The following is a 25,504-nucleotide window of genomic DNA, read 5'->3' as shown; positions in this document are numbered from 1 at the left end:
CGCTCTCTTCCTTCTTCCCGCTTCGCTGCGCACCAAAGCAGTGAATTCGTGCGCCGCCGTGACGAATTTTTCCGCCGCCTCCTTCCCCGCATGGCCCGCTCGCGCCCGCCGCGCCGCGCCTGGCTCGACCTTTGCTTAATGCATCGCCTGCACGCGAAACGACGGATCGCGCCCACCACTTTCCCGGGGACTACACGATGGCTTTCCAACCCAAACTCGCGACGCGCCGACGCCTGCTCGCACTCCTCGCCGTACCCGCGCTGACCGTTTTCGCGGCACAAAGCGCGCACGCCGACGCGCTCGGCGCCATCGAAAAGCGCGGCACGCTGCGCGTGGCGGTGCCGGAGGATTATCCGCCGTTCGGCGCGGTCGGCCCCGACATGCAGCCGCAAGGCTACGACATCGACATGGCCGCGCTGCTCGCGAAGTCCATGAAAGTGAAGCTGCAACTCGTGCCCGTGAACAGCGGCAACCGCATTCCGTACCTCCAGACCGACAAGGTCGATCTCGTGATTTCCTCGCTCGGCAAAACGCCCGAGCGCGAGAAGGTCATCGACTTTTCGGCGGCCTACGCGCCGTACTTCCAGGGCGTGTTCGGTCCCGCCGACATCAAGGTGAGCGGCCCGGCCGACCTCACCGGCAAGACCGTGGGCGCCACGCGCGGCGCGCTCGAGGAAGTCGCGCTCACCAACATGGCGCCCAACGCCACCATCCGCCGTTTCGACGACAACAACGCCACCATTCAGGCGTTTCTCTCCGGCCAGGTGCAGTTGATCGCGGCGGGCAACATCGTGGCCGCGGCGATACTCGCGAAGCACCCGCCGCGCGAGCCGCAAATGAAGTTCGTCATCAAGGATTCGCCGTGCTTCGTGGGGCTCGACAAGAACGAGCCGCAACTGCTCGCGAAGGTCAACGCCACCATCGACCAGGCGAAGAAGGACGGCACGCTTCAGGCGATGTCGAAGAAGTGGTTCGGCCAGCCGCTGCCCGCCGGTCTGTGACACGTTCCCCATCCACCTCTTGCGCGCCGCTGCGTGCGGCGCGCGCCCTCCCCGTGCGCACCCCTCTTTTCCGCTCATGAGCTACCAGCTTCAGTTCGGCGACCTTGCCGGTTATAGCGGCATGTTCGCGTCCGGCGCGGCCGTCACGCTCGCGCTCACCGCCGCCTCCACGGCGCTCGGCGTGAGTCTCGGCGTGGCGGGCGCCGCCGCGTACCAGAGCCGCCGTGCGGCGCCGCGCGCGCTCGTTCACGCGTATGTGGAAGCGATCCGCAACACGCCGTTTCTCGTGCAGTTGTTCTTCGTGTTTTTCGGCCTGCCCGCGCTCGGCGTGCATATCGGCGAATACTCGGCGGCCGTGCTCGCCATGACGCTCAACCTGGGCGCGTACTCGGTGGAAATCCTGCGCGCGGGCATCGACGCGGTGCCGCGCGGGCACCGCGAAGCGGCCGCCGCGCTGGCGATGTCGAGCCGTGAAACCTTCCTTCACGTGCTGCTGCCGCAAGCGTTCGCGAAGGTCTTTCCGGCGCTCACGAGCCAGATCGTCATCACCATGCTCGGCTCGGCCGTCGTCTCGCAGATTTCCGTGGCCGATCTCACCTATGCGGCGAGCTACGTGCAGTCGCGCAACTTCCGCGCGTTCGAAACGTACTTTCTGATCGCCGGCATTTATCTGGCGATGGCGCTCGTGCTGCGCGCCGCGCTCAACGCCGCCGCACGCCGGCTGTTCGCACGCAACCCGCGAGGCACGCGATGATCGAATTCACTTTCGCGCAAATCCTCGAAGGGCTGCTGCTGGCCGCGCGCTGGACCGTCGTGCTTTCGCTCGTGTCGTTCCTCGCGGGCGGCGCGGTCGGACTCGTGCTGCTCGTGATGCGCGTGTCGAACTCGCGCGTGCTGCGCGCGCTCGTGCGGCTTTATATCGAGGTGTTTCAGGGCACGCCGCTGCTGCTGCAACTCTTCATCGTGTTCTTCGGCCTGCCGCTCATCGGCGTGGAGGTCTCGCCGTGGGTCGCGGCCACGCTCGGCCTCACGTTCTTCACGAGCGCGTATCTCGCCGAAATCTGGCGCGGCTGCGTGGAAGCGATTCCCAGAGGCCAGTGGGAAGCGTCGTCCAGTCTCGCGATGAATTACTTCGAGCAACTGCGCCACGTGATCCTGCCGCAAGCCTTGCGCATCGCGATCGGGCCGACGGTCGGCTTCGGCGTGCAGGCGATCAAGGACACGGCGCTCGTCTCGATCATCGGCCTCGCGGAACTGACGAAAGCGGGCACGCAAATCTCGAACGCGACGTTCCGGCCGTTTCTCGTCTACGGGCTCGTCGCGCTGATCTACTTCATCCTGTGCTATCCGCTCACGCGGTACGCGCGTTCGCTGCAAAGGAAATGGCATGCCGCTCGTTAAAACGCAAGGCGTCGAAAAGCAATTCGGCGCGAATCACGTGCTCAAGGGCATTGATCTCGCCGTGGAGCGCGGCCAGGTCGTGAGCATCATCGGCCGCAGCGGCTCGGGCAAGAGCACCTTCCTGCGCACGCTCAACGGCCTCGAAAGCATCGACGCGGGCTCGATCGAAATCGACGGCGAACACGTCGATGCCCGCCACGCCGACTTGCGCGCGCTGCGCCTGAAAGTGGGCATGGTGTTCCAGCAATACAACCTGTTTCCGCATCTCACGGCGGGCCAAAACGTGATGCTCGCGCAGACGGTGGTGAAGAAAACGTCGCGCGGCGAGGCGCGCGCGACCGCGCAGCAGATGCTCGAACGCGTGGGGCTCGGCAACAAGTTCGACGCCTATCCCGACCAGCTTTCGGGCGGGCAGCAGCAACGCGTGGCGATTGCCCGCGCGCTGGCGATGAAGCCGAGCGTGCTGCTTTGCGACGAGATCACCTCCGCGCTCGATCCCGAACTCGTGGGCGAAGTGCTGAGCGTGGTGGAAAGCCTCGCGCGCGAGGACATGACGCTTGTCATGGTCACGCACGAAATGCGTTTCGCGCGCGCGGTGAGCGATCTGGTGGTGTTCATGCACGAAGGCCGCGTGTGGGAAAGCGGGCCGCCGGAGGCGATTTTCGACCAACCTTCGACGGTGGAATTGCGGCGCTTTATTCAATGAAGCGCGCGGCGTGGCGTTAATCAGCGCATTCAGCAATGGCTGCGGCGCGCAAATCAAGAATGCGAGTTGTCGAAGCGCGATCGGCGGCTTCGATAATTCGCTCGATTTCAGCAGCCCGATTCGCGCAATTACCGCGCGAGATAAAGGCGCATGGCTCGGCCACCGTTTTCATCGCGCTGAATCTCCCGCTTGCCCAAAACGCTCCACGATGAAATCAATAAAACTGCGCAGCTTCGGCGAGATTTGCCGTTCGCGCAGATAAAGCAGATTGAGCATGCGCTCGGGCGCGGCAAAACCCGGCAAGACTTCGACTAGCCGCTTCGCGCGCAAATCGGCATTCACGAGCATGGCGGGCAGCATGGCGATACCGAGGCCGCGCAGCACGGCGCGGCGCAGCGCTTCCGAGTTGTCGATTTTCAGGCGGCCGTCCACGGGCACGCTCACGCGGCCAGCCGGCCCTTGCAAGGTCCATTCGGCCTGCGCCGCGTACCACTCCGAGCGCGGCGGATACGCGTAGGTCAGGCACTGATGCGCGGTCAGCGCCGCGGGCGTCGCGGGCTCGCCGTGCGCGTCGAGATAGGCCCGCGACGCGCACAGCACGAGACGATACGAGGCGAGCGGCCGCGCCACCACATCGGGCGTGCCCAACGCGCCGATGCGTATGGCCGCCTCGAACCCGTCGGCGATCAAATCGGACAACGCGTCGGTCGCCACGATGTCGAGCTTCACTTCGGGATAGCGCGCGTAATAGTCGCCGATGACGGGAATCAGGCATTCGTTGCTGAAAACCACGGGCGCCGTGATGCGCAAGCGGCCGCGCGGCGTGGCGAGATGATCGAGCGCGAGCCGCTCCGAGTCGTCGATAAGGCCGAGAATTTCCACGCAGCGCTCGTAATACGTCTGCCCGAATGCGCTGAGCTGCTGCTTGCGCGTGGTGCGGTGAATCAGCCGTGCGCCGAGCCGCGCTTCCAGCGCCTGCAAATGATTGCCGACCATGGTGGGCGAGAGATCGCATGCCACGGCCGCCGCCGTGAGGCTGCCCGACTCGACCACGCGCACGAACACAGTCATCGCTTTTAAAAGATCCATTGCGCAATATTACTGAGTTCTGTTCGAATTCGCCGCGCATTTATCCAACGTTTATTTGGCAATAAAGTCGTCCTGCACGATGCGCGGGCCTTTCGGCTCGCATCGAATTTGCTCGACCGCCATGCAATCACGCGTTACTCCTGTTACTCCTTCACCCCGCCTCGCCCTGCTTGCCGCGAGCCTGGGTTTCGTCATCGTCTGTCTCGACGTCACGGTCGTAAACGTCGCGCTCGCCCGCATTCGCGCGAGTCTCGCCATCGACGCAACGGGCCTCGAATGGGTGGTCAACGCGTACACGCTGGCGTTCGCGAGCCTTTTGCTCAGTGCGGGCGCGCTGGCCGACCGCCTTGGCGCGCGCCGCGTGTTCGTGAGCGGCTTCGCGATCTTCACCGTGGCTTCGGTGGGCTGCGCGCTCTCCGCGAACGGCGCGACGCTGATCGTCGCGCGCGTGCTGCAAGGCGTGGGCGCGGCGCTGTGCGTGCCTTCCTCGCTCGCGCTGCTCGGCGCGGCGTTTCCCGAGTCGCGCTCGCGAGCCAGGGCGGTGAGCATCTGGGCGGGCACGGCCGCGCTCGCGCTGGGCGCGGGACCGCTCGTGGGCGGCATGCTCGTCGATCGGTTCGGCTGGGCCTCGATCTTTCTGATCAACGTACCGGTGGGCGTGGCCGGCATCTGGCTGACCCTCGCGCACGCCCCCGACACCGTGCGCCACGCCGCGCGCCATCTCGACCTGCTCGGGCAAGCGCTCGCGGTCGTCGCGCTGGCAGCGTTGGCGTATGCCGTTGTCGAAGGCGGCCGGCTCGGGTGGACGAGCCCGGCCGTGCTCGGCCTGTTCGCGCTTGCGCTCGCGGCGGGCGCGTTGTTCGTGATGGTCGAAGCGCGCCAGGCGCAGCCGTTGTTGCCGCTTGCGCTGTTTCGCGAGTCCGTCGTGAACGTAAGCGCGTTGACGGGCATGTCGCTCAATTTCGGCTATTACGGGCTGATGTTCGCGATGAGCCTGTTTTTTCAGGGCGTGCGCCACGATACGCCGCTCGAAGCGGGACTCGCGTTTTTGCCGATGACCGCCGTGGTGACGGTCGCGAACGTCGTTTCCGGCGCGCTCAATGCGCGCTTCGGCTACCGGTTGTCGATGATCGGCGGCCAGGTGCTGGCCTCGGCGGGCTATGTCTCGCTCGCGTTCGTTCATGCGCAGAGTTCCGCGCTGGCGATCTCCGCGCCGTTGTTTGCCGTGGGCGTGGGCGTGGCGTTCGCCGTTCCCGCGATCAACACGGCCGTGCTGGCGCACGTGGAGCCCACTTCCATCGGCATTGCGTCGGGTGTGCTCAACACCGCGCGCCAGATCGGCGGCATGCTCGGCGTGGGCATTTTCGGCTCGCTCGTGAGCGCCGCGCCGCATGGCCTCGTGCATGGATTGCACATTGCCGTCGTGCTCGCCGCCCTTTTGACGATGGCCACGGCGCTGGCGGCGCTATTCGGCCTCAAGTCGCGTTGTCCGCCGAACTCATTGCCAGATTCATTGCCGAACTCATCGCCGGCTCACTCGACGCGCAAGCCGCGTTCGCGCATCAGCGGCACGACGCGCTCGCAAAAGAACGGCAATTCCTCGGCGTAATTCACAAAGGTCAGCGCCGCGCCGCCGAATCCGGCTTGCTGCATTTTCGCCATCTGCTCGACGATCTGCCCGGGCGTGCCCACGAGCGGATAACTGCCGGTGCCCGCCGCGAAACGCTGCCGATACAGGCGATACGCGTCGTCCTCGTGACTCTTCGAAAAGCCCTGCTTCTGCTTCATGTGATAGTCGAGCGCGGCTTCGTCGGCGTGATCGCGCGAGTAATAGTCGTAGTAATCGCGCGCTTCCTTTTCGGTTTCGCGGCAAACGACGTGCGCGACCGTGTATACGCCGATGTCGCGCCCCACTCGCTCGCCGCGCGCGCGAACGTCGGCGATATGCTGGCGTCCCGCTTCGATATCGGTGAACGTGGTGAACAGATAATCGCAATACTGCGCGGCAAAATCGCGCCCCGGCGGTCCGAATGCCGCGTTCATCGTGACCGGTCGCGGCGACTGCAACGCAGCGGGCCGGGAGACCGCCTGCTTCAATTGGTAGAACTGACCTTCGAAGTCGAGCGGTTCGGGATCGTTATAAAGCCGGGTGAGAATTTCCGTCCACTCGCCCGCCTGCACATACGGCGTTTCGCTGAGCTTCGTGCCGAACATCGCGAATTCGTCGGGATTCCAGCCGCAAACGATATTGAGTCCCGCGCGGCCGTGGCTTACGTGATCGACGGTAGCCAGCGCCTTGGCCGCGTAGATGGGATGCACGAGCGGCACATGCACGGTCATGAACAACGCGATGCGTTCGGTCACGGCGGCGAGCGCGGCCGCGAACGTAAAGGTTTCGAAGGACCACTCGCGTGCGTTGGTCGCGCCGCCGAATCCCTTCCAGCGCGCGATCGGCAAGAAGAAATCGAGGCCGCCGCGGTCGGCGATCACGGCGGCGCGCTGCACATCGTCCCACTGCGCGGTCCAGCGCTCGGGCACCGTGGTGAAACTGAGGCCGCCGTCGGCGTTCGCGGAAAAGACGCCGATCTTGAACGGATTCGGCCCGCGCATGGGGTTCTGAACGGCACGGCTCATCGGTTCGCTCCTATGGGATGCGCGGGCGCGAGCGGCACCGCATGGCTCGACATCGGGTAATGCACGTTGTGCCCGTCGAATGGCGGCGACGCTTCGAAGTCGCGGCGCATCTCGTGGCGAATGGGCGAATTCAGCGCATGCGTGAGCGCCGCCGCGTCGTCGAACACGACCTTGTTGCGCTGCACCGCGCCTTCGCGCCGCGCGGGCAACGCGCTCGCCGATTCCAGACGCGTGTACACCTCGAGTTCGCGGATGTCCGGCAAGCGCTGCATCAGCGGCACATGTCCCGCGAGATAGTGGCCGAGCCATGCATCGTAATCGTGCGGCGCGCCTTCGTAGGCCACCAGATAAGTGCATCGCGCGCGGCCCGCGGGCGGCGGCGAGCTTACGAAACGGCGCACGGCCATGGCTTGCTGCGCGATCTCGGCGCCGCCGGCCCACGTTATCGCGCGCCGGTCGGTCAACGCCTGAAGGCAGCCGTTCGCCGACGTGGCTGCGTCAAGCGCAGCGAGTTCGTCGAAGTAGAGTTGCAGCACGAGTTGCGGCGCGTGTTCGTCCTTTAAATACGGGTCGTTCGCCGTGGCGGGCACGTGCATGAGGGCTTGCCGTACACCCGGCGCCGCCGCGAGCTGCGCCTCGAACAGCGCGAGCGGCGCCGGTCCCGCATTCGCGGGCGTGCGATACGTCAGAAACAAGGCGATTTCCAAGGCGCGGTCTCCCAGCAAACACGGCCGCTCGCCGGCAAAGCCAATGCCCCGCCCGAACGCACCGCCGATGCACTTCTTTCGTGCAAACTGATTTCTGAATACAGAATATGGTTTGCCAATTTTTAAGTCAACGTGCGGTGGGTGGTACCGCAAATTTTCCGCGGAATCTGCGCGTAAACCCGCGATCCCAGAAAATTTCATGGTTGTCGTTTGACATTCTTTTTTTTCAAAAATATTCTGAATTCAGTTTTTGACCGACGTGCCCAGCATTCCTGTCAGGGCGCGGCCGCAACGGCATCCGCGGCGAATCACACAGGACGAACACAGGCGCGAACTTGTGAACGTAGCGCCAGACGCTCGGGGAAACCTGTCATGCTCTTTTCGTCGCTCAAGCCTCGTTTGCAGGACGCTGCGCCAGTCGATATTTTCTGGCTCGCGCTCGGCAGTCCGCCGCTTGTGGAGTTCGCGACACACGCCGCGCCAGGCGCCATCGTGCTCGATCTACAGCACGGCTTGTGGGAGCGCGGCACGCTCGAAGCGGCCATCGCCGCCGTGCGCCTGCGCGTGCCGGTCATCGGGCGCTGCGCGGAAAACTCGCCGCATGCCATTGCGCAAGCGCTCGACGCGGGCGCCGCTTCGGTGCTGATTCCCATGATAGAAAGCGCCGACGACGCGCGTCGCGCCGTGTCGGCCTCGCGTTATCCGCCCTTCGGCAGCCGGTCGGCGGGCGGCGTGCGGCCGCTGCTCGCCGGCATCGAAACCATGCTCGACGCCGACCGCCACGTTGCCGTCGGCATGCTGATCGAAACCGTGGCCGGCGTGGAAAACGCCGCCGCGATCGCGGCCGTGCCGGGCGTGGACTATCTCTTCGTCGGCACGGGCGACCTCTCGCTTTCGCGCGGCACGACCGACGCGCAAGTCATTGCGCGCGACTGCGAGCGCGTGCTCGCGGCGGCGCGCGAACGCGGCCTGCCGTGCGGCCTTTTCACCGGCGACGCCGCAGGCGCACGCAAGGCATTCGCGAACGGCTACCGCATGGCGGTTGCCGCGAACGACATCGACCTCGTCAAGCAAGGCTTCATCACAGCGCACGCCAGCGCCATGCCGTAACGCGCTGCGCGTGGCGAGCCGCGCGCGGGCAGTCGTGCGCCGGCCGCGCAGGTTGTCGATCATGGGGCGTCCATCGTGAACGACGGTGGTTGCAGTATGGCGGCCGCCCTCTTCCCACACGTCTCAGAGAAAAACAACGAAGTGAGGCCAGCATGGTTCCCGAAGAAAGCATTATCGGTACGCTGCCGTCTGAATCGCGCGATGCTTCGCGCGCGCTCTTTGGCAAGATCGCCTGGCGCTTGATGCCCTTGCTGTTCATCTGTTACCTGATCGCTCAGGTCGACCGGATGAATGTGGCGTTCGCCAAGCTGCAAATGCTCGATCAACTCGGTTTCTCCGAAACCGTCTACGGCCTAGGCGCGGGCATCTTCTTCATCGGTTATGTTTTGTTCGAAGTGCCAAGCAATGTTCTACTTAGAAAATACGGCGCGCATCGCTGGATCGCCCGCATCATGATTTCGTGGGGCGCTGTCTCGGCTTGCATGATGTTCGTGCATACGCCCATGCAGTTCTACGTGATGCGCTTTTTGCTGGGCGTGGCGGAAGCCGGCTTTTTCCCCGGCGTGATTTTTTATCTCACCAGTTGGTTCACGCGCGAATATCGTACGAAAATGACGGCGATCTTCATGACCGCCATTGCCATTGCGGGCGTGGTGGTTGGGCCGGTTTCGGGCGCGATTCTGCACAGCATGACCGGACTCAGCGGCGTCGCGGGCTGGCAATGGCTGTTTCTGATCGAAGGCGTGCCTTCGGTGTTGCTGGGTGTGGCGACACTGTTCTATCTGCCGCCCACGCCCGAGCGCGCCGCGTGGCTAAGCGCATCGGAAAAGCAGCAGCTCGCGGCATTGATCGCGAGCGACCGCGCCGCCACGAGCGAAGTTTCCACGGGCCGCGTGCTGCGCTCCGCGCGCGTCTGGGTATTTTCGGGTATTTACGGCTGCTACGGCATGTCGTTCTTCGGCTTCGTGTTCTGGCTGCCGACGATCATCAAGTCATCGGGCGTCAAGGACCCCTTGTCCATCGGGCTGCTCTCGGCGATTCCCTGGGCCGTTGCCACGGTCGCGATGTTCTTCGTCGCCGCGCACGTCGACCGCCGCCAGAACACGCGCGGCACGCTGATGGTGCTTTCGTTACTCGCCGCGGCGGGCTGGGCCGCGAGCCCGTTCGTCGTCAATAGCGTCGCGTGGTCGATGGTGGTGCTGAGTCTCGCGATGTTCGGCCTGATGGCGTCGCTCCCCGTGTTCTGGAATCTGCCGACCGCAAGCTATCAAGGCACGGCCGCCGCCGTGGCGATTGCGTTCATTACGTCGCTCGGCAACGTGCCCGGGTTTTTCTCGCCGTACATCGTCGGCTGGATCAAGACGCTGACGAATCGCCTCGACGACGCCATGTACCTGTTCGCCGCCGTCTCGCTGCTTGCCGTCGTGTTGCTGGCGTTCGTCTCCGTCAGCGCGCCGCTTAGCGCACCGCATCGTGCGCCGCGTCGTGTACCGCATAACGCACCGAATGACGCACCGAATGACGTGCCGAATGCGACGGACCGCGAGCCGAATCATCGCTAAGGAATCCATATCATGCCTCAGTCCGAAATCCTGACCGCCTTGCTCGACGCGCTCGGTCATGACGTGCTCACCACGCGCGACCACCTGCTCGAACGCCGCAACGCCGACTGGAGCGGCTTGCCCGGCGAAGCGCCGCTCGCGCTGCTGCGGCCGCGCTCGACCGCGCAAGTCTCGCAGGCGCTCGCCCTCTGCAACCGCTTTCGCCAGCCTGTGGTCGTGCAAGGCGGCTTGACCGGGCTCGCGGGCGGCGCATGCACCTCGGCCGGCGAGATCGCGCTCTCGCTCGAACGCATGGCCGCGATACAGGAAGTCGACGCGATTTCCGGCACGATCACCGTCGAAACCGGCGTCACGCTCGAAGCCGTTCAGCACGCCGCCAGCGAAGCCGGCCTGATGTTTCCGCTCGACCTGGGCGCGCGCGGCAGTTGCACGATCGGCGGCAATCTCGCGACCAATGCGGGCGGCAATCGCGTGATCCGTTACGGCATGGCGCGCGACCAGGTGCTCGGTCTCGAAGCCGTGCTCGCCGACGGCAGCGTGATTGGCGGCTTGCACAAGATGGTGAAGAACAACACGGGTTACGACCTGCGCAATCTCATGATCGGCAGCGAGGGCACGCTCGGCATCATCACGCGCGCCGTGCTGCGGTTGCGCCCGCGCGCGGGCGCGCTCGCCACGGCGTGGTGCGGGTTGCCCGACTACGCGGCCGTCACGCGCCTGCTCGGCGAGGCACAGCGGCGCCTCGCAACAGGCGTGTCGGCATTCGAGGTGATGTGGCCGAGTTTCGTCGATTACATGCTCGCCCACGTGAGCACGTTGCGCTCGCCGCTCGACACGAAGCATCCGTTCTATGTGCTGCTCGAATCGGCGGGCGGCGACGGGCAACGTCATCAAGACGCATTCGAGGACTTTCTTGCCGACATGCTCGAGGCCGGCGTGATCGGCAACGCGTCGATCGCGCAATCGCAAGGCGATGCGGGCGCGTTCTGGCGTATTCGCGACGCGACCGCCGAATTCCCGATCCTGATGCCGGACCTCATCGCCTTCGACGTGAGCTTCGCCATTGCCGACATCGGCCGCGCCGCGCAACACTGCGACCAGGCGTTGCGCGCCGCGTGGCCCGGCAGCACGGTACTCACCTATGGCCATCTGGGCGACGGCAATCTGCATTTGATCGTGCAAGTGCCCGGCGGCGGCGAAACCACGGCCGATGCCGTCGAAGCACTCGTCTACGGCATCGTGCGCGAGTATGGCGGCTCGGTTTCGGCGGAACACGGCATCGGCGGCAAGAAGCGCAACGTGCTCGGCCACACGCGCAGCCCGGCCGAACTCGCGGCGATGCGCGCCATCAAGTTCGCGCTGGACCCGCACGGCATTCTGAATCCCGGCAAGGTGCTGCCCGCGCCGTAACGAAGTCGTCGGCACGCATCGCGCGACGTTTCGCGGTGCGTGTTCGCGAAAGCAAGACCCACCACTCGCAAAAAATCGAAACCAGCAACCCCCAGAGGTGAAGAACATGAAACGGTTTGCAGCTATTTCGTTAGGCATGCTGACGATCAGCACGGGCGCGCAGGCGCAAAGCAGTGTCAGCCTGTACGGAATCATCGACGACGGCCTCACCTGGTCGAGCAATCAGGGCGGCCATAGCGCCGTTCAGATGCAGAGCAGCATTTCGCAGGGCAACCGCTGGGGTCTCAAGGGAACCGAGGACCTGGGCGGCGGCAGCAGCGCCATTTTCAGGCTCGAAAGCGGCTTCAACGTGAATACCGGCGCGTTGAGCCAGGGTGGCCGCCTGTTTGGCCGGCCCGCCTATGTGGGCTTGTCCAACGCGCGTTACGGCACGTTGACGCTCGGGCGGCAAGACGAGGAAATCGGCGACTATATCGGACCGTACTCCGCGAATGCGCGCTTGCCGGGCGGCATTCTGTTTCCGCATCCGGGCGATCTGGATAACAACGGCATCGACTTTCGCCTGCAAAACGCCGTCAAATACGTCTCGCCCGTGATCGCCGGATGGACCGGCGTGGCCGCATATAGCTTCGGCGGAACGGCGGGCAATTTCGGCCGCAACAGCGCGAAGTCGTTTGCCCTGCAATACGTGGGCGGCGCATTCGAATTCGCGGCCGCTTATACGGCGATCGACCATCCGGCCGTGGCGGTGACCGACGGCGTATGGACGGCAAGCAACACCGTGGACGGCAACTACGGGCTCGCCGCCGGAAGCTACAAGGTCCTTGGCCTGGGCGGCGCTTATACGCTCGGCTCGTTCAAGCTCAGCGCGACCTGGACGCACACGCAATTCGGCGATCTCGACCCCACGCTGGGCGCGAAGATTTCCGGTCACGTCACGTTCAACATCGGCGAAATCGTGGCCAGCTATCAACTCACGCCGGCCCTGCAACTCGGCACCGCGTACAGCTATACGCAAGGCTCGGTCTCCGCCACGGACCAGCGCCCGCGTTATCACGAAGTGGATGCCAGCGCCGACTACTTCCTCTCCAAGAGCACCGACATTTACGCAACCGCAACCTATATGCGCGCGGGCGGCGGCGCCGTTGCCGACCTGGCGCCGGTGCTGGCCCCATCGAGTTCGATCAATCAACTCGCATTGCGGCTGGGCATTCGCAAAACGTTCTGACGAAAGCGGCGGTTGCGAGCATGCGGTGCCGGGCGCGCGTCATCTGTCGTGACGCGCGCGTTTGATTAGCAGGCCGAAATGACGGCGCGTGCCCGCCGTGCGCTCAATGCACCGCTTTTTCGTCGGCGCGCAGGGTGAGCACTCGCACGCCGTTGCCGGTCACGGCCACCGTATGCTCGAATTGCGCGGAGAGCCGCCCGTCGCGCGTGACCACGGTCCAGCCGTCGTCTTCCGTTCGGGTCGCATGCCGGCCCTGATTGAGCATCGGTTCAATGGTGAACACCATGCCTTCGCGCAGCACGAGGCCCGTTCCGGGTTTGCCCCAATGCAGCACCTGCGGCTCCTCGTGCATTTCCCGCCCGATGCCGTGCCCGCAATACTCTCTCACGACCGAATAGCCGTTCCTGCGCGCATGCCGTTCGATGGCGTGCCCCACGTCGCCCAGCGTGGCGCCGGGGCGCACCGCCTTGATGCCCTTCCACATTGCCTCGTAAGTCACCTGCACCAGCCGTTGGGCCAGCGGCGAAACTTCGCCCACGAGATAGGTCTTGCTGGAATCGGCGATATAGCCGTTCTTTTCCAGCGTGATGTCGAAGTTGACGATATCCCCGCTTTGCAGCGTTTCCGTTGTTGAAGGCACGCCGTGGCAAACCACGTGGTTGCGCGAGGCATTCAGCGCATAGGCATAGCCGTATTGCCCTTTGCTGGCCGGCCGCGCGCCCAGTTCGTTCACGATGAAACCGTCCACCCGGTCGTTGACTTCCATGGTCGACATGCCGGCCAGATTCAGCCGGTCCAGATAGCCGAATACGCTTGCCAGCAATTTGCCGGATTCCGCCATCAGCGCCAGTTCCTCGGGCCGCTTGGTCATGTTGCGGCGACCTTGACGGCTTTCGGCACGACGCCGGCCGCGCGCAATTCCCGCGCAACGATCTCGTTGAAACTGTGCGTGGGATTCATTTCGCACAACATACCAATCTTGATCCAGAACTCGGCCTGCGCGTTGATCGACCGGCATGACACCGCACTCGCCTTGCGGATCTGGTCGTGCAGTTCGTCGCCGATGTTGACAATGCCCATGTTACGCTCCATATACAATCAATATACGAATCATATATTAGCGCGCAACCGTGGCGCAAGCGATGTTTTGCATCGCTCGCGCACGTATGCCTTTGAAACGGGCTATTCAGGGCCCGGTTCCCACGCCGCCGCCCGGCCCTTTCAAATCGTCACCCTCGCCGTCGTGGCGAGCGGTCCGGTCGCGCTCGTCGCGGCCACGCCAGCACGCGCACGCGAAGCCGCATAATGACGCGCGGCGCCGCTCGCCCTGCGCCGGATCGAGGTAGTACATCGCCGCCATGCCCGCCGCGGCGGCCGCCGCGAGATGAATGAATCGCGCCATGTTCGTCTCTCCTTCGCCGGGCGTCGCCGGCGTCCGCATCGACCTTTCCGAAGCGCGCCCCCGGTCTTTACGGATCGGGCGACTCGCCGCGCCGGTTATTCGGCAAGCGCGTTCCGGCGATGCGTCCATGATGCGCGCGAATCGGGATCGACGCCGGCAAACGTCGCGTGCGCGATCGTTCGCCGGTCAGAACGTGTGCTGCATCCCCACGCCATACGTGCTGCCGGAAGGATTGCCGGTCAACTTGTCGTATGAATAAACGGCGTACACATACGTGCGTTTGGAGAGGATGTAGTCGTACGCAAGGCTGCCCGTGTTGCGCACGTTGCTCGCGTTGAGCGGCGCGCTATGCTTCGTGCGCGCCCACTCGGCAAGAATCACGTTCGAAGGCGTAATGGGCACGGAAACGCCAAGCTCGTAAGTGTGCGAGCCCGTTTCCACGTTGTTGTTGCTCGTCATTTGCGCCGCGCCGTAGAACTTGGCGAATCTGGCATCGAAGGCCGCGCCCGCGAGATAAAGATACTGCCCCGACGAAGGCGCGACCGCCGCCGTGCGATCGCGCTGCGCGGAAAACACCGCGGTGAGCGGCCCTTTCACATAGGTCAGATGCAGGCCGATATTGTCGCGGCCCTGATGCCCCGTCGTGCTGCTCACGCTGTAAATCACCGTGCCCGTGAGTCCGTTGAAGCTGGGCGTGACGTACTCGGCCGCGTTTTGCCACACCGTGTCGCCGATCTGCGTGTTGTTGTAGCTCGCCGTGTACGACTGCACGATCAGCGGCGAAAACACCACCGAGGAGCCGAACGGATTGACGAGTTGCTGATTGATATAAGTCGGATTGGTTTGTTCTCCGAACTTTACCGTGCCGTATGCGCCCGTCAGCCCCACATACGCGTTGCGCGAGAACAGCCCGTCCGTGGTGTTGCGGCCCATTTGCCCGGTGTTTGGGCGAAAGAAACTTTCGAGGCTGAAGATCACGGCATTGCCGCCGCCAAGGTCCTCGCGCCCGCGAATGCCCCAGAACGAAGTGGTCATGCCGCCGCCGCCCTCCTGCACCGTGCTCTGGCGCGCGGTGCTCAGCTTCGCGCTGTCGATATACATGCCGATAAGGCCGTACAACTGGACCGACGATGACGACATCTGCGCCGCGCCCGCATTGGCCTGCGAGGGATCGGCCGCGTGCGCGGCGCCGGCGGCCAGCGCGAGAGTGAACATGGCGCCGCGCGCGATGCGGGTAAGGCGAAGCTGAGCTTGATACATGGTTTAGGTCTCCAAACTTTTTTATCTGATATGAGAAGTTTTTTCAGGCGCGCGGCCGCCCCCGCCGCGCGCCGTGACGGCGCGCGTGCATGCGAAAGCTGCCCGTGCGAGAAACGGTGTGTCAGGTGTTCATCGCGCGCGCCGCTGCGACATTTCGGCGTTGAGCTTCGAGCGGTCGAGTTCGCGTTCCCACGCTGAAACGACGAGCGTGGCCACGCCGTTGCCGATCGTGTTGACGATCGCGAGCCCGGTGCCCATGAAGCGGTGAATGCCGAGAATCAGCACCATGCCCGAGACGGGAATGATCGGGAACACCAGCAGCGTGGAGGTGAGCATCACGAACGCCGCGCCCGCCACGCCGCTCGCGCCCTTCGAGGTCAGCATCGCCACGCCCACCAGCGTGAGTTGCTGCGTGAGCGTCAAATCGACGTTGAACGCTTGGGCAATGAACAGCACGGCCATCGTCAGATAGATGTTGGTGCCGTCCAGGTTGAACGAGTAGCCCGCCGGAATCACGAGGCCCACCACCGACTTCGAGCAGCCGAGGCGTTCGAGCTTTTCGAGCATTTGCGGCAACGCCGCTTCCGAGGAACTCGTGCCCAGCACGACGAGGATTTCCTCGCGGATATAGCTCATGAAGCGCAGGATGCTGAAGCCGAGCATGCGCGAGATGAGGCCGAGCACGACGATCACGAACACCACGAGCGTGGCGTAAAACGCACCGATCAACTTCAGCAGCGGCACCACCGCGCCAATGCCATAGGTGCCGATCGTGAATGCGATCGAGCCGAATGCGCCGATCGCGGCCACCTTCATGATGATGTGTACGATGCCGAAGAAGGTTTGCGCGATGCGGTCGATCAGCGCGGCGAGCGGCTTGCCGTGCTCGCCCGTGGCCGCGAGCGCCGCGCCGAACAGCACGGAAACGAGCAGGATCTGCAACACGTTGCCGGTGCTGAACGCGCCGAACACCGTGTCCGGAATGATGTGCATGAGGAACTCGACCGTGCTCATCTGATGCGCGGCCGTGGTGAAACCGGCGAGCGCTTTTGTGTCGATGGTCGCGGGATTCAGATTGAAGCCGCTGCCCGGATGAAACAGATGCCCGGCGATCAAACCGATCACGAGCGACACCGTCGAAACGATTTCGAAGTACAGCAGCGCCTTGCCGCCCACGCGCCCCACTTTCTTCATGTCGCCCATGCCCGCAATGCCGGTCACGACCGTGCAGAAGATGATCGGCCCGATCACCATCTTGATGAGCTTGATGAACGCGTCGCCCAGCGGCTTCATCTTGACGGCGAGCGACGGCGCGAAATGGCCGAGCAGCACGCCCAGCACGATCGCGACGAACACGTGGAAATACAGCTTGCGGTAGAAAGGCGTTTTCGCCGATTGCGTGCGTGCGGTCATGACAGCGCTTTCATTCATGACGCCGCTCGCAAAGTAAGAAATTGGCGGATCGCTTGCATCGATGTCGTCTCCTGATCTGGAAAATGCGGCCGCCTTTCGTGGCGGCTCGAATCGTGGTTTTTACCTTGCAACGCCGGTGTGCGCCGGCGCGTTCTCGTCTGAACGACGCGTCTTACGCGCGCCCGGAACCGGCCTCGAACCCGTAAAGGCGCGCGGGATTCGTCACCAGCAACTTTTCGCGCAAGCCCGCGTCCGGGCAAAAGCGGAACATGAGATCGACGAGTTCGCCGTCGTTCGGCATGTCCTTGCTGATGTTCGGATGCGGCCAGTCCGTGCCCCACAGCACGCGATCCGGCGCCGTTTCGATCAGCGTCCGCGCGAACGGAATCGCGTCGTCGAACGGGCGCTTGCCGGCCGAAACGCGCTCGGAACCGCACACCTTGACCCACGCGAGCGGATTGCGCATGAGTTCGAGCAACTGCCTGAACGGCTCCTGATCGAGACCCGCTTCCGCGCGCACGCGGCCCATGTGGTCGATCACGAACGGCACCTTGATGCGCGCGATGCGCTCCGCATAATGCACGATATCCTGCGCGTCCAGGTGCAGCACGACATGCCAGCCCAGGTCCTGAATGCGTTCGAGCACGCGGTCGAACACGTCCAGATCGGGCGCGCCGCCCAGATGCGCGACGAAGTTGAAGCGCACGCCGCGCACGCCCTTGGCGTCGAGATCGGCAAGTTGTTCGTCGGTCACGTTGCCATCGACGATCGCCACGCCGCGATAACGGCCGTTGCCGCGCGCGATCGCGTCGAGCATCGCCGTGTTGTCGGTGCCGTGGCAGCTTGCCTGCACGATCACGCCGCGCTCGAGGCCGAGATGGTCGTGCAGCGCGACGAGTCCTTCGAAGGGCGCGTCGGGCGGCGTGTAGCTGCGGTCGTCGGCGTACGGGAACACGGCGGCGGGGCCGAATACGTGGCAGTGCGCGTCGCAGGCGAGCGCGGGCAAGGCGTGGGCTGGCTTGACGGGGTTGGGATCGGGGGGCAGGCAGGATTTCATCGAGCGTTGTCTCTGGGTCTCACTGGTGTTTTTGCGCCGCGCGCCGTGAAAGGCACACGGCACTTTGGCGTGGCTAGATTGTGAATAGACACCCCACTGGCTACAATCGCCATATCCAACTAACTGCTATGTGAATTTCACATAGGCCGCCCGTCATGGACCTGAAACAGCTCGAGGCGTTCGTACACGTTGCCGAACTCGGCAGTTTCACGCGCGCCGCCATCGCGCTCGACACCAACCAGCCCGCGCTGAGCCGGCTCGTGCGCCAACTGGAAGTGGAGTTGCGCCACACGCTGCTGGAGCGCAACGGGCGCGGCGTCAGTCCCACGCCCGCCGGCCAGCGCATGCTGGCGCACGCCAAAGGCATTCTTCAGCAGGTGCAGCGCGCCACCCAGGATCTGGACGCGCTGCACGGCGCTTCGGGCGGCCATTTCGCCATCGGCGTCACGCCCAGCTTCGCGAAGGTGGCCACGCACGGGCTCGTGCGCGCATTTCGCGCGTCGTTTCCCGAGGCGACCATTTCGGTCGCGCAGGGCTTGTCCACGCACCTCGTCGAATGGCTGATGCTCGGGCGCATCGACGTGGCCGTGCTTTACGACGCGTTCGAAACGCCGCTCATCGACAAGCGAACCGTGTTCACGGAGGAGTTATTCCTGATCGGCCCCGAAGCCGATTCGCGCGCGGCGCAAGCAGCGCAAGCGACAGAAGCGGCGCAAGCCGGCCCGCTGCCGGCGCAAGTGCCGTTGCGCGACATCGCCCGCTACCCGCTCGTGATTCCGGGCCGCATGCACACGATCCGGCGTCTCGTGGAATCGGCGGCGGCCGAGCAAGGCGTGCGCCTTCGCATCGAGCTGGAAGTGGATGCCGTGGCGTCGATTCTCGATCTCGTGAGCGAAGGCATCGGCTACGCGGTGCTCTCGCTGCACGCGACCGCGAGCGATGCGCTCAAGCGCCGCTTCCAGGTGCTGCGCATCACGGAGCCCACGCTCTTTAGCCGCCTCGCCATCGCCACGAGCAGCAAGCACATTCCCTCGCAGCTCGCGACCGAAGCCATTGCGATGCTCGAATCGCAAATCCTGCCGCTTTACGGCAAGGCGGCGTGACTTCGCCGAACGGCGAAATTATTTCGCCGCGCCCACGAGCGTGAACGCATCGAACTTCGGATCGATGGGCGTATGCGGCATATGCGTGATCGCCTCGGAAACGAGCGGCTCGCACGCGTTGTAATCGGAGCCGATGCTGTCGGCATGCGCCTGCGGGAAATTGATCGCTTCCACCTTGCCGCCCCAGCGTTCGACCGTGGCCGTCATGCTGCATTTGCCGGCGCCGCCCACTTTCACGTCGAGCAGGATGAGCGTCATGTCGAGCGCCGAATCGGCATTGCTGAAATTCCATTGCGCGACCATGCGATCGCCGGCGCCGCCGGTGTCGACCACTTTCATCGTCTTGTCGGGAATCCCCACCGATTGCACGAGATCCTCGATATTCGAACCCACCAGTTCGCCCGAGGACTCGCGCGCCTCGTGCATGCGATACGTCGCGCAGCCCGACATCAGCATGGGCAGCGTAAGCAAAATGGAAACCATGAACCTTGCAGTGCGCACGAGAACTCCTCCGGTTGAGCGCCTTTCATGAACGCGCGGTAACAAGAACCGGCGAACGCGACAGCCTTTCGCAAGGCCCTGCGCCGCGCTTCGCCACGTGGATGCGTTCCGGTGTTGCAAGCGTGGTTCCCGAACGGGCCCGGCTGGTTTACCGCTTCTTTCAGCACCGCATTCACTGCTTCGGTGCATTGGGGCTTTCCCCGGGGTTCATCGCTTAAAGCCGCGCCGAATGCGACCGTTAACGTGAGGAGGGGCGCAAGCCGGCAAAGCCGCGCGCCTGAATGCGGCGACTGGGCCGCATCGTGTTGCAAGCGCCAAAAAATTATTCAACTCAGTGAGTGTCGATTGTGACCACCCCTACCATCACGTTTCCCCGCTCGATTGGCTCGACCACGCGCTTTGTCGACACGGCCGGCAAGGTCGTTCATCTCTTCATGATCGACGCGGCCTTGCCGCTTTACAACGTCGTGTACGGCACGCTGCGCTTTCTCGCCAACGAAGAACAGGCGCGCGCGCAGATCGACGCGCTGCAATCGACGGGCGTCATGCCGCAACCGGGCTGGCAATGGGTGCTCGACGCGGGCTTCGACCATTCCGTCGACGGCTCGCACAAGAAGCAATGGACGATGAAGCCGGCCGCCTGAGCGTCACGCCGCGCGCGGTTCGCCGAGCGTGCCGCGCGCCATCAGAAACGGTAATCGAGCGCCGCGAAGGTGGTCATCTCGCGGCGGCGCTCCGTGATCGGGCTGCCCGCCGCATCGTGTTCGAGCCGCCCCAGCGTGGCGTTGACGGAACCGACCCAATGCTTCGAAAAGTCGTGCGTGGCGTAGAACGTCAGATGGATATCGCGCACGCCCGAACCGGTCGCGTATTGCGGCAACCCCGAAGCCGCGCTTTGCCCCGAAGACACCCCGAATAGCGTGCGCGTGTACACCGCGTTCGCCCACGTGAGGCCCGGTCCGACCGAGAACAGCCAGCCCGTCAGCGGCAAGGAGGCGTACATGTCGAGGCTCGCGGTCAAACCCTGGCCGTTCCGGCTGATGTCCTGATACACGGCGGCCGCGCCCGTGAACGCCCAGAGCGTGTAATCGGCGAACAGACGCAGCTTGGGGCCGTCGTCGACATCGCCGAGACCGCGCAAATGCGGGTCGTCGGACGCCTTGCGCGACTGAAAGTCGAAGCTCAGCGAAGCGCCGACATGATAGTTCTCGTTGGATATCACGTTGACGCCGAGCACGTCCGGGCCTTGCGAGAACACGCGGTCGCGATACGAGATATCGAGCGCCGGAAACGGATACGCCTTGAGCCGCCGCGCGCCGGGATACTGCGGCGCGAGATAGACGCCCGGCCCGATGGAAATTTTCCACGGCGAGTCGGCCGCTGTGCCTGCCGTGCTCGTGTTGCTCGCCGCGCTGCCCGCCGTGCTAACCGCGCTGCCCGCATCGGCGGTCGCGGCCGTATCGCCCGTATCGGAGTACGCGTGCTGAACCATCGCCAGCATTGCCGCGCCCGCAAGCGCCTTCGCCAATTTCACGCGCTTCACGTCTTGCTTCGTCCCACGTTGGCGAGTTGCCGCAAACGGCGCGCCAGCGCCTTCGACACCACCGGTTGGCTTTGCGCGTCCTGCGCGCCATGCACGACTTCGCTTTCGCGCAGGAACAGCACGGTTTCACGCGCAACGATTTCGCGTTCGTTGTCCGAGGTAATCATGTGATAGGAATCGTCGAGCCACACCGTGCGCAGGAACGTCGAACCGAGGTTGTCGATCACGAAACGCGGATTGCGCGGGCTCGATGTTTCGTCGTCGATGGCGTGAATGACGAGCGCATCGTTCTCGATCGACGCAAGTTGCCTGCGTGCCGACCGCGCCAGCCGCAACGCCTCGTGCAACGCGGGCAGCGAGATCGTGGAAGGCCCTACTTCGCTGAACGCATTGCGCTGCATCGCGCGCGCGATTTTCGCACGCAGCGCCTCGTTTCGGAGTCCGAACGGTTCGGCCTCGCGATAGCAGTAGCGATGCCGCAGCGGCGTGTAATACGCGCAATCGAGCACGAAGCGATACCACGGAATCGCCCAGCCGTCGTAAGCGAGCGTGAGCGAAAGTAGCACGAGCGACTGCGCGCCGGGCCGCTCGCGAATCACGCGCAAAGCCAGCGCGCCGCCGATGGACAGCCCGCAAACCGACACGCGCTCGTACTTCGCGGCCAGCGCGTCGTATTCGCGCAGCGCGCCTTCGACCCATTGCTCCATCGTGGACACGGGCGACCCCGCGCTATAACCGGCAATAACCGGCGCGCACACCGTGAAGCCTTCTTTCTGCAAGTAGCGCGCGAGATAGCGCAGTTCGAGCGGCGAGCTGGAAAGCCCGTGCAGCAACAGCACCGCGTGGCCGTCGCCTTCGCTGAAAAAGCGTGCCGCGAGCGCCGCCTGGGCCGGTTCGGCCGCTTGCGCCGTCGCGCGCGCGGCTTCGAGATCCCCTGTGGCCATGTCAGCTCTCCGTGCGCAACACGAGAAAATCGCCCGCGTGGGTCGTGAACCGCTCGCACGTGCAATTGATCAACCGGTGCTCGTCATCCTGCGCGCCACGCAGGCGCACGCGATGGCTGCCGGGCCATAGCGCGTTGTTCAGGCGCTGCACGTCCTCGGGATGCACGGAGTCGAACAGCGGGCCGGGTTCCACCTCGCTCGCCTGCAACAGCGCGCCCGCGCCGCCCTTGCCCATGTGCGAGCGCTGCGCGGGCGTGCGCTCCAGCGCCTTGATGAGAATGAAGCCGTCGTGATGATGGGCGAGATGCCGCAGAAGCCGATGCGTTTCGTCGACCGCGCGGCGCGCGAGCGCGCGCTCGTTGTCGTGCCGCAGCAGCATTTCATAACGCGACTGCGCCACCGAGGCGAGCAGCAACGCGCGAAACTGCTCGCGCCGCAAACGTTCGATCAGCACGATCACAATGAGCGTGACGAGCGGATAGGAGATGACCAGAATGAGGTCGCGCCGGTCGAAATAAGTAATATTGACGTAGGGCGGCACGAACAGATAATCGGCGATGCCCAGCCCGAGAAACATGACGGTCAAGGCCGGCGCAAGCCCGCAAACATATTCGACCAGTGCGGCCGCAATGCAAAAAGCGGTGGCCGGCATGATGGGGCCGAGCAGCGGATGCAGCGCAAGACGAACGGTGCTCGCGACAATCAGCGTGCCCGCTGCGATATACCAGCGGCGCGCGCCTCGCGGCGCCCAAAGACGGGCATTGCGGATTTCCATGGCTTACAGTGCGCCAACCTCGTAGCGAATCACCGAAATCCGCTTAAAGCGCCGAGGCCGGATTTCGAATCAATGAACGGGGAAGTACGCTTGTGCCCCACCGACAGCCCGGCATATTACCATCGTTTACAAGCATTTTTGACTCGCAATTCTTCGATTTTGGCGTCCGGCAAACGCCCCGCTTCAGCCATGTTGACGGCAAGCTTTCATCAATCTTTATTCCGGCAACGCGGCGCTGCGGAGAACCGTGAGTGGCCAAGGCAATGCCTTCGTCTCGACGCCCTTTAAACAGCGCTTTGAAAGGTTGAAAATCGCGCTTTAAAGCCATTGCCGTCCGATGCTAGCGAGTCATGCTTAAGATAGCCTGAAGCCCCGCGCCAACTTGCAGGGTGCGATTTTCGCGATGCGGGCTGCCCTACAATTGAGCGCCAATGCTCATTCCCACGACCGGCCTTGCCCATGCGAATACTGCTTGTTGAAGACGACGACCTGATCGGAAGCGGGCTCGAAATGAGCCTGATTCAAGCGGGCTACGCCGTGGACTGGAAGCGCGACGGCTACGATGCGTCGATGGCGCTCGCCGCCGAAAACTACGGACTCGTGATTCTCGACCTCGGCCTGCCCGGCCGGTCCGGCACGGAACTGCTGCGCTCGCTGCGCGAGGAAGGCGACGACACGCCCGTCCTCGTGCTCACGGCGCGCGGCACGGTGGCCGACCGCGTGCGCGGACTCGACGCCGGCGCCGACGACTATCTCGCCAAGCCCTTCGAGCTGTCCGAAGTGCTCGCGCGTTGCCGCGCGCTCGTGCGGCGCTCGCACGGCCGCATTCAGGAAACGATCGTCTGGCGAGATATCGAAGTGGACGTCACCGCCCGCGTGGTCACACGCAACGCCGAGCCGGTTGCGCTCACGGGCAAGGAATGGGCGATCCTCGCGCAACTCGTCACGCACCAGGGCGTGCCGCAACCCAAGATGCGCTTGCAGGACCGCCTGTACGGCTGGAACGACGGCGTGGAAAGCAACACCATCGAAGTCCACGTTTCCAGCCTGCGCAAGAAGCTGGGCGCCGACTTGATCCGCACCGTGCGCGGCGTCGGCTACGTCATCGAAAAACCATGAACCGGCACGCGATCCGTCACCGGCTGTCGCTCGTGGTGCTGGCCTGCGTGGTGGCCGTGTGGCTCGCCGCGTTGTACGGCTGCTTCCGGCACGCCTCGCGCGAAGTACAGGAATGGGAAGACGCGCGGCTCGTCGAATACGCGATGCTCATCGCACGGCTCGACGCCGCCGACATTGCACGCTTCGCGCAAACGCCGCCGAACGCGCAGTTCGAAATCGCGCGCCCGAACGCGCCTGCCTCGCAATGGGACCAGGACGCCTTGCCGCGCGACGTCCTGCTGCAAGTGCTCGAATCCAACGGCGCGAGCGTGGCATCGAGCCTGCCCGCCGCGGCATCCGCGGTCGCCGCCGCTGCCGTGCCGGGCGCCGCGCCGCGCGACGTGAACATCGACGGCACGCCGTGGCGCTTTTACGAACTGCGCGACGGCGGCACGGGCCGCGTCGTGCGCGTGATGGAAATGGCGAACACGCGCAGCGACCTCGTGACCGGCATCGCCTGGCAAATCGTCTGGCCGCTGCTCGTCGCGCTGCCCGTGCTCGCGCTCGTGCTGTGGCTGGCGATCGGCCGCGCGCTCGTGCCGTTGCGCACGCTCTCCGCCACCATTCGCGCGCGCGACGCAAAGTCGCTCACGCCGCTCGCCATCGCGGCCGTGCCCGCCGAAGTGAAGGCGCTCGTCGACGCCATCGACCAGTTGCTCGCGCAACTGCGCCAGTCGCTCGTGCGCGAACGCGCCTTCACCTCCGACGCCGCGCACGAACTGAAAACGCCGCTTGCCGCCATCAAGGTGCAGGCGCAAGTCGCGCTTTCCGCCGACGATCCCGCGCTTCAACGCCTCGCCATGCAGCGTGTCGTGCAAGGCGTGGATCGCAGCGCGCGGCTCGCCGAACAACTGCTGCTGCTCGCGCGGCTCGACGAGCACGAGCGCATTCCCGCGCGCGCCGTGCATCTGGGTGAATTGATCGACGATGCCGTGGCGCGTCACCTCGCGCATGCGCACGAGAAAGGCATCGCGTTGCGCGCCCATGTTCAGTCCGAACACGCGATCGAAGCCGACCCGGTGCTGATCGGCATCCTGCTCGACAACCTCATCGACAACGCCATCAAATACGGCGTGACGCGCGGCAACGTGAAGGTCTCGCTGTTCGAGCGCGGCGAGCGGCAATGCCTCGCCGTGCGCGACGACGGCCCCGGCGTGGCGCCGGCCGACCTCGCGCGCCTCACCGACCGCTTCTATCGCGGCACGGGCGCGCAAGCGCCAGGCAGCGGACTGGGCCTGTCGATCGTCGAGCGCATCGCGCATTACTTCAACGGCGTGCTGACGCTGCGCGCGGGCAACGGTAACGGCGAAGGCGACGGAAACAGCGATGCCAACGGCAACGGAAGCGGCGATGACGGCGACCGGCGCGGCCTCGCCGTCATGATCGAGTTCCCGGCCTTGCGCGAAACGCATCATGACGATCTCGCGCGAAGCGGCACGGCCGCGACTTGATCGGCGCACATTGGCTACACTCGCAAAACCGTTTCGCTGCCTGATTCAC

General features: G+C 64.6%; 27 protein-coding genes. 13 read left to right on the top strand and 14 right to left on the bottom strand.

Translation table 11 applies throughout. The features are described 5' to 3' along the window. The first annotated feature begins 197 nt into the window (after positions 1 to 197). The 4 genes from U5805_RS06075 (at position 198) to U5805_RS06060 (ending at position 3,108) form a co-directional block, all read left to right on the top strand. On the top strand, positions 198 to 1,001 hold the full coding sequence (locus tag U5805_RS06075) for a transporter substrate-binding domain-containing protein (protein WP_322102545.1): 804 nt from the start codon (positions 198 to 200) through the stop codon (positions 999 to 1,001). A 76-nt stretch (positions 1,002 to 1,077) separates the two neighbouring features. Further along, entirely contained in the window at positions 1,078 to 1,755 is a 678-nt protein-coding gene (locus tag U5805_RS06070) for an amino acid ABC transporter permease (RefSeq protein ID WP_322102544.1), read from the top strand. Beyond that, on the top strand, positions 1,752 to 2,402 hold the full coding sequence (locus U5805_RS06065) for an amino acid ABC transporter permease (protein ID WP_322102543.1): 651 nt from the start codon (positions 1,752 to 1,754) through the stop codon (positions 2,400 to 2,402). Before U5805_RS06070 ends, U5805_RS06065 begins: the two co-directional genes overlap by 4 nt. Continuing rightward, positions 2,389 to 3,108: an amino acid ABC transporter ATP-binding protein gene (locus U5805_RS06060; RefSeq protein WP_322102542.1), complete on the top strand. Its 720-nt coding sequence runs from the start codon at positions 2,389 to 2,391 to the stop codon at positions 3,106 to 3,108. The genes U5805_RS06065 and U5805_RS06060 overlap by 14 nt, the downstream gene beginning before the upstream one ends. 16 nt (positions 3,109 to 3,124) lie before the next feature. On the opposite strand, the gene U5805_RS06055 is transcribed toward U5805_RS06060, so the two are convergent. Both U5805_RS06055 and U5805_RS06050 read right to left on the bottom strand, forming a co-directional pair. After that, on the bottom strand, positions 3,125 to 3,280 hold the full coding sequence (locus tag U5805_RS06055) for a hypothetical protein (RefSeq protein ID WP_322102541.1): 156 nt from the start codon (positions 3,278 to 3,280) through the stop codon (positions 3,125 to 3,127). After that, positions 3,277 to 4,197: a LysR family transcriptional regulator gene (locus U5805_RS06050; RefSeq protein WP_322102540.1), complete on the bottom strand. Its 921-nt coding sequence runs from the start codon at positions 4,195 to 4,197 to the stop codon at positions 3,277 to 3,279. The genes U5805_RS06055 and U5805_RS06050 overlap by 4 nt, the downstream gene beginning before the upstream one ends. A 121-nt stretch (positions 4,198 to 4,318) precedes the next feature. Here U5805_RS06050 and U5805_RS06045 point away from each other — a divergent pair, with 121 nt between their 5' ends. Then, positions 4,319 to 5,806 carry an MFS transporter gene (locus U5805_RS06045; protein WP_322102539.1) on the top strand — a complete coding sequence of 496 codons (1,488 nt, stop codon included), beginning with the start codon at positions 4,319 to 4,321 and terminating at the stop codon, positions 5,804 to 5,806. On the opposite strand, the gene U5805_RS06040 is transcribed toward U5805_RS06045, so the two are convergent. Together U5805_RS06040 and U5805_RS06035 are read right to left on the bottom strand one after the other, a co-directional pair. Further along, positions 5,731 to 6,831 (bottom strand): LLM class flavin-dependent oxidoreductase, encoded by a 1,101-nt coding sequence (locus U5805_RS06040; RefSeq protein WP_322102538.1) that lies wholly within the window; start codon positions 6,829 to 6,831, stop codon positions 5,731 to 5,733. The genes U5805_RS06045 and U5805_RS06040 overlap by 76 nt on opposite strands. Further along, positions 6,828 to 7,538 carry an EthD family reductase gene (locus U5805_RS06035; RefSeq protein WP_322102537.1) on the bottom strand — a complete coding sequence of 237 codons (711 nt, stop codon included), beginning with the start codon at positions 7,536 to 7,538 and terminating at the stop codon, positions 6,828 to 6,830. Before U5805_RS06035 ends, U5805_RS06040 begins: the two co-directional genes overlap by 4 nt. A gap of 372 nt (positions 7,539 to 7,910) precedes the next feature. Between U5805_RS06035 and U5805_RS06030 the strand changes: the two genes are divergently transcribed. The 4 genes from U5805_RS06030 to U5805_RS06015 all read left to right on the top strand — a co-directional run bounded on the left by U5805_RS06030 (position 7,911) and on the right by U5805_RS06015 (position 12,848). Continuing rightward, entirely contained in the window at positions 7,911 to 8,648 is a 738-nt protein-coding gene (locus U5805_RS06030; RefSeq protein ID WP_322102536.1) for an HpcH/HpaI aldolase family protein, read from the top strand. A gap of 152 nt (positions 8,649 to 8,800) precedes the next feature. Continuing rightward, complete coding sequence (locus tag U5805_RS06025; protein ID WP_322102535.1) at positions 8,801 to 10,210, top strand: MFS transporter; 1,410 nt, start codon at positions 8,801 to 8,803, stop codon at positions 10,208 to 10,210. 12 nt (positions 10,211 to 10,222) lie between these two features. Continuing rightward, entirely contained in the window at positions 10,223 to 11,620 is a 1,398-nt protein-coding gene (locus U5805_RS06020; protein WP_322102534.1) for an FAD-binding oxidoreductase, read from the top strand. 106 nt (positions 11,621 to 11,726) lie between these two features. Beyond that, positions 11,727 to 12,848 (top strand): porin, encoded by a 1,122-nt coding sequence (locus U5805_RS06015; RefSeq protein WP_322102533.1) that lies wholly within the window; start codon positions 11,727 to 11,729, stop codon positions 12,846 to 12,848. 103 nt (positions 12,849 to 12,951) lie between these two features. Here the strand turns inward: U5805_RS06015 and map are convergent, their stop codons facing one another. From map to U5805_RS05985, 6 genes are all read right to left on the bottom strand, one after another. Further along, positions 12,952 to 13,719, bottom strand: a complete 768-nt coding sequence (gene map / locus U5805_RS06010) for a type I methionyl aminopeptidase (protein WP_322102532.1) — start codon at positions 13,717 to 13,719, stop codon at positions 12,952 to 12,954. Next, positions 13,716 to 13,928 carry a ParD-like family protein gene (locus U5805_RS06005; RefSeq protein WP_322102531.1) on the bottom strand — a complete coding sequence of 71 codons (213 nt, stop codon included), beginning with the start codon at positions 13,926 to 13,928 and terminating at the stop codon, positions 13,716 to 13,718. The genes map and U5805_RS06005 overlap by 4 nt, the downstream gene beginning before the upstream one ends. A gap of 106 nt (positions 13,929 to 14,034) precedes the next feature. Then, positions 14,035 to 14,250, bottom strand: coding sequence for a hypothetical protein (locus U5805_RS06000; RefSeq protein WP_322102530.1), 216 nt, complete (start codon positions 14,248 to 14,250; stop codon positions 14,035 to 14,037). A gap of 186 nt (positions 14,251 to 14,436) precedes the next feature. After that, a complete protein-coding gene (locus tag U5805_RS05995) occupies positions 14,437 to 15,465 on the bottom strand; it encodes a porin (protein WP_322102529.1) in 1,029 nt (342 codons plus the stop codon). A 174-nt stretch (positions 15,466 to 15,639) separates the two neighbouring features. Continuing rightward, positions 15,640 to 16,923: a dicarboxylate/amino acid:cation symporter gene (locus U5805_RS05990; RefSeq protein WP_415914545.1), complete on the bottom strand. Its 1,284-nt coding sequence runs from the start codon at positions 16,921 to 16,923 to the stop codon at positions 15,640 to 15,642. Between the two features lie 172 nt (positions 16,924 to 17,095). Further along, the gene (locus U5805_RS05985) at positions 17,096 to 17,980 is read right to left on the bottom strand and encodes an amidohydrolase family protein (protein ID WP_322102527.1); all 885 of its coding nucleotides are present in this window, start codon (positions 17,978 to 17,980) and stop codon (positions 17,096 to 17,098) included. Between the two features lie 155 nt (positions 17,981 to 18,135). On the opposite strand from U5805_RS05985, the gene U5805_RS05980 reads away from it, so the two are divergent. After that, on the top strand, positions 18,136 to 19,083 hold the full coding sequence (locus tag U5805_RS05980; protein WP_322102526.1) for a LysR family transcriptional regulator: 948 nt from the start codon (positions 18,136 to 18,138) through the stop codon (positions 19,081 to 19,083). 18 nt (positions 19,084 to 19,101) lie between these two features. On the opposite strand, the gene U5805_RS05975 is transcribed toward U5805_RS05980, so the two are convergent. Then, positions 19,102 to 19,566: a hypothetical protein gene (locus U5805_RS05975; RefSeq protein ID WP_322102525.1), complete on the bottom strand. Its 465-nt coding sequence runs from the start codon at positions 19,564 to 19,566 to the stop codon at positions 19,102 to 19,104. A 365-nt stretch (positions 19,567 to 19,931) separates the two neighbouring features. Between U5805_RS05975 and U5805_RS05970 the strand changes: the two genes are divergently transcribed. Beyond that, positions 19,932 to 20,228, top strand: coding sequence for a hypothetical protein (locus tag U5805_RS05970; RefSeq protein ID WP_322102524.1), 297 nt, complete (start codon positions 19,932 to 19,934; stop codon positions 20,226 to 20,228). 41 nt (positions 20,229 to 20,269) lie between these two features. Here the strand turns inward: U5805_RS05970 and U5805_RS05965 are convergent, their stop codons facing one another. The 3 genes from U5805_RS05965 to U5805_RS05955 are packed head-to-tail and all read right to left on the bottom strand — an operon-like array spanning position 20,270 to position 22,846. After that, positions 20,270 to 21,085 carry a MipA/OmpV family protein gene (locus U5805_RS05965; protein ID WP_415914544.1) on the bottom strand — a complete coding sequence of 272 codons (816 nt, stop codon included), beginning with the start codon at positions 21,083 to 21,085 and terminating at the stop codon, positions 20,270 to 20,272. A gap of 38 nt (positions 21,086 to 21,123) precedes the next feature. Then, on the bottom strand, positions 21,124 to 22,071 hold the full coding sequence (locus U5805_RS05960) for an alpha/beta hydrolase (RefSeq protein ID WP_322102522.1): 948 nt from the start codon (positions 22,069 to 22,071) through the stop codon (positions 21,124 to 21,126). Between the two features lies 1 nt (position 22,072). Continuing rightward, the gene (locus tag U5805_RS05955; RefSeq protein WP_322102521.1) at positions 22,073 to 22,846 is read right to left on the bottom strand and encodes a DUF4118 domain-containing protein; all 774 of its coding nucleotides are present in this window, start codon (positions 22,844 to 22,846) and stop codon (positions 22,073 to 22,075) included. Between the two features lie 459 nt (positions 22,847 to 23,305). Between U5805_RS05955 and U5805_RS05950 the strand changes: the two genes are divergently transcribed. Both U5805_RS05950 and U5805_RS05945 read left to right on the top strand, forming a co-directional pair. Continuing rightward, a complete protein-coding gene (locus U5805_RS05950; RefSeq protein WP_322102520.1) occupies positions 23,306 to 23,965 on the top strand; it encodes a response regulator in 660 nt (219 codons plus the stop codon). Beyond that, positions 23,962 to 25,455: an ATP-binding protein gene (locus U5805_RS05945; protein WP_322102519.1), complete on the top strand. Its 1,494-nt coding sequence runs from the start codon at positions 23,962 to 23,964 to the stop codon at positions 25,453 to 25,455. Before U5805_RS05950 ends, U5805_RS05945 begins: the two co-directional genes overlap by 4 nt. Positions 25,456 to 25,504: the final 49 nt, after the last annotated feature.

This window comes from Paraburkholderia sp. J41 (genome assembly GCF_905220235.1).
Classification (GTDB): domain Bacteria; phylum Pseudomonadota; class Gammaproteobacteria; order Burkholderiales; family Burkholderiaceae; genus Paraburkholderia.
Note: the sequence above shows the minus strand (reverse complement) of the source record. Positions and strands in the feature narration are given on the sequence as shown.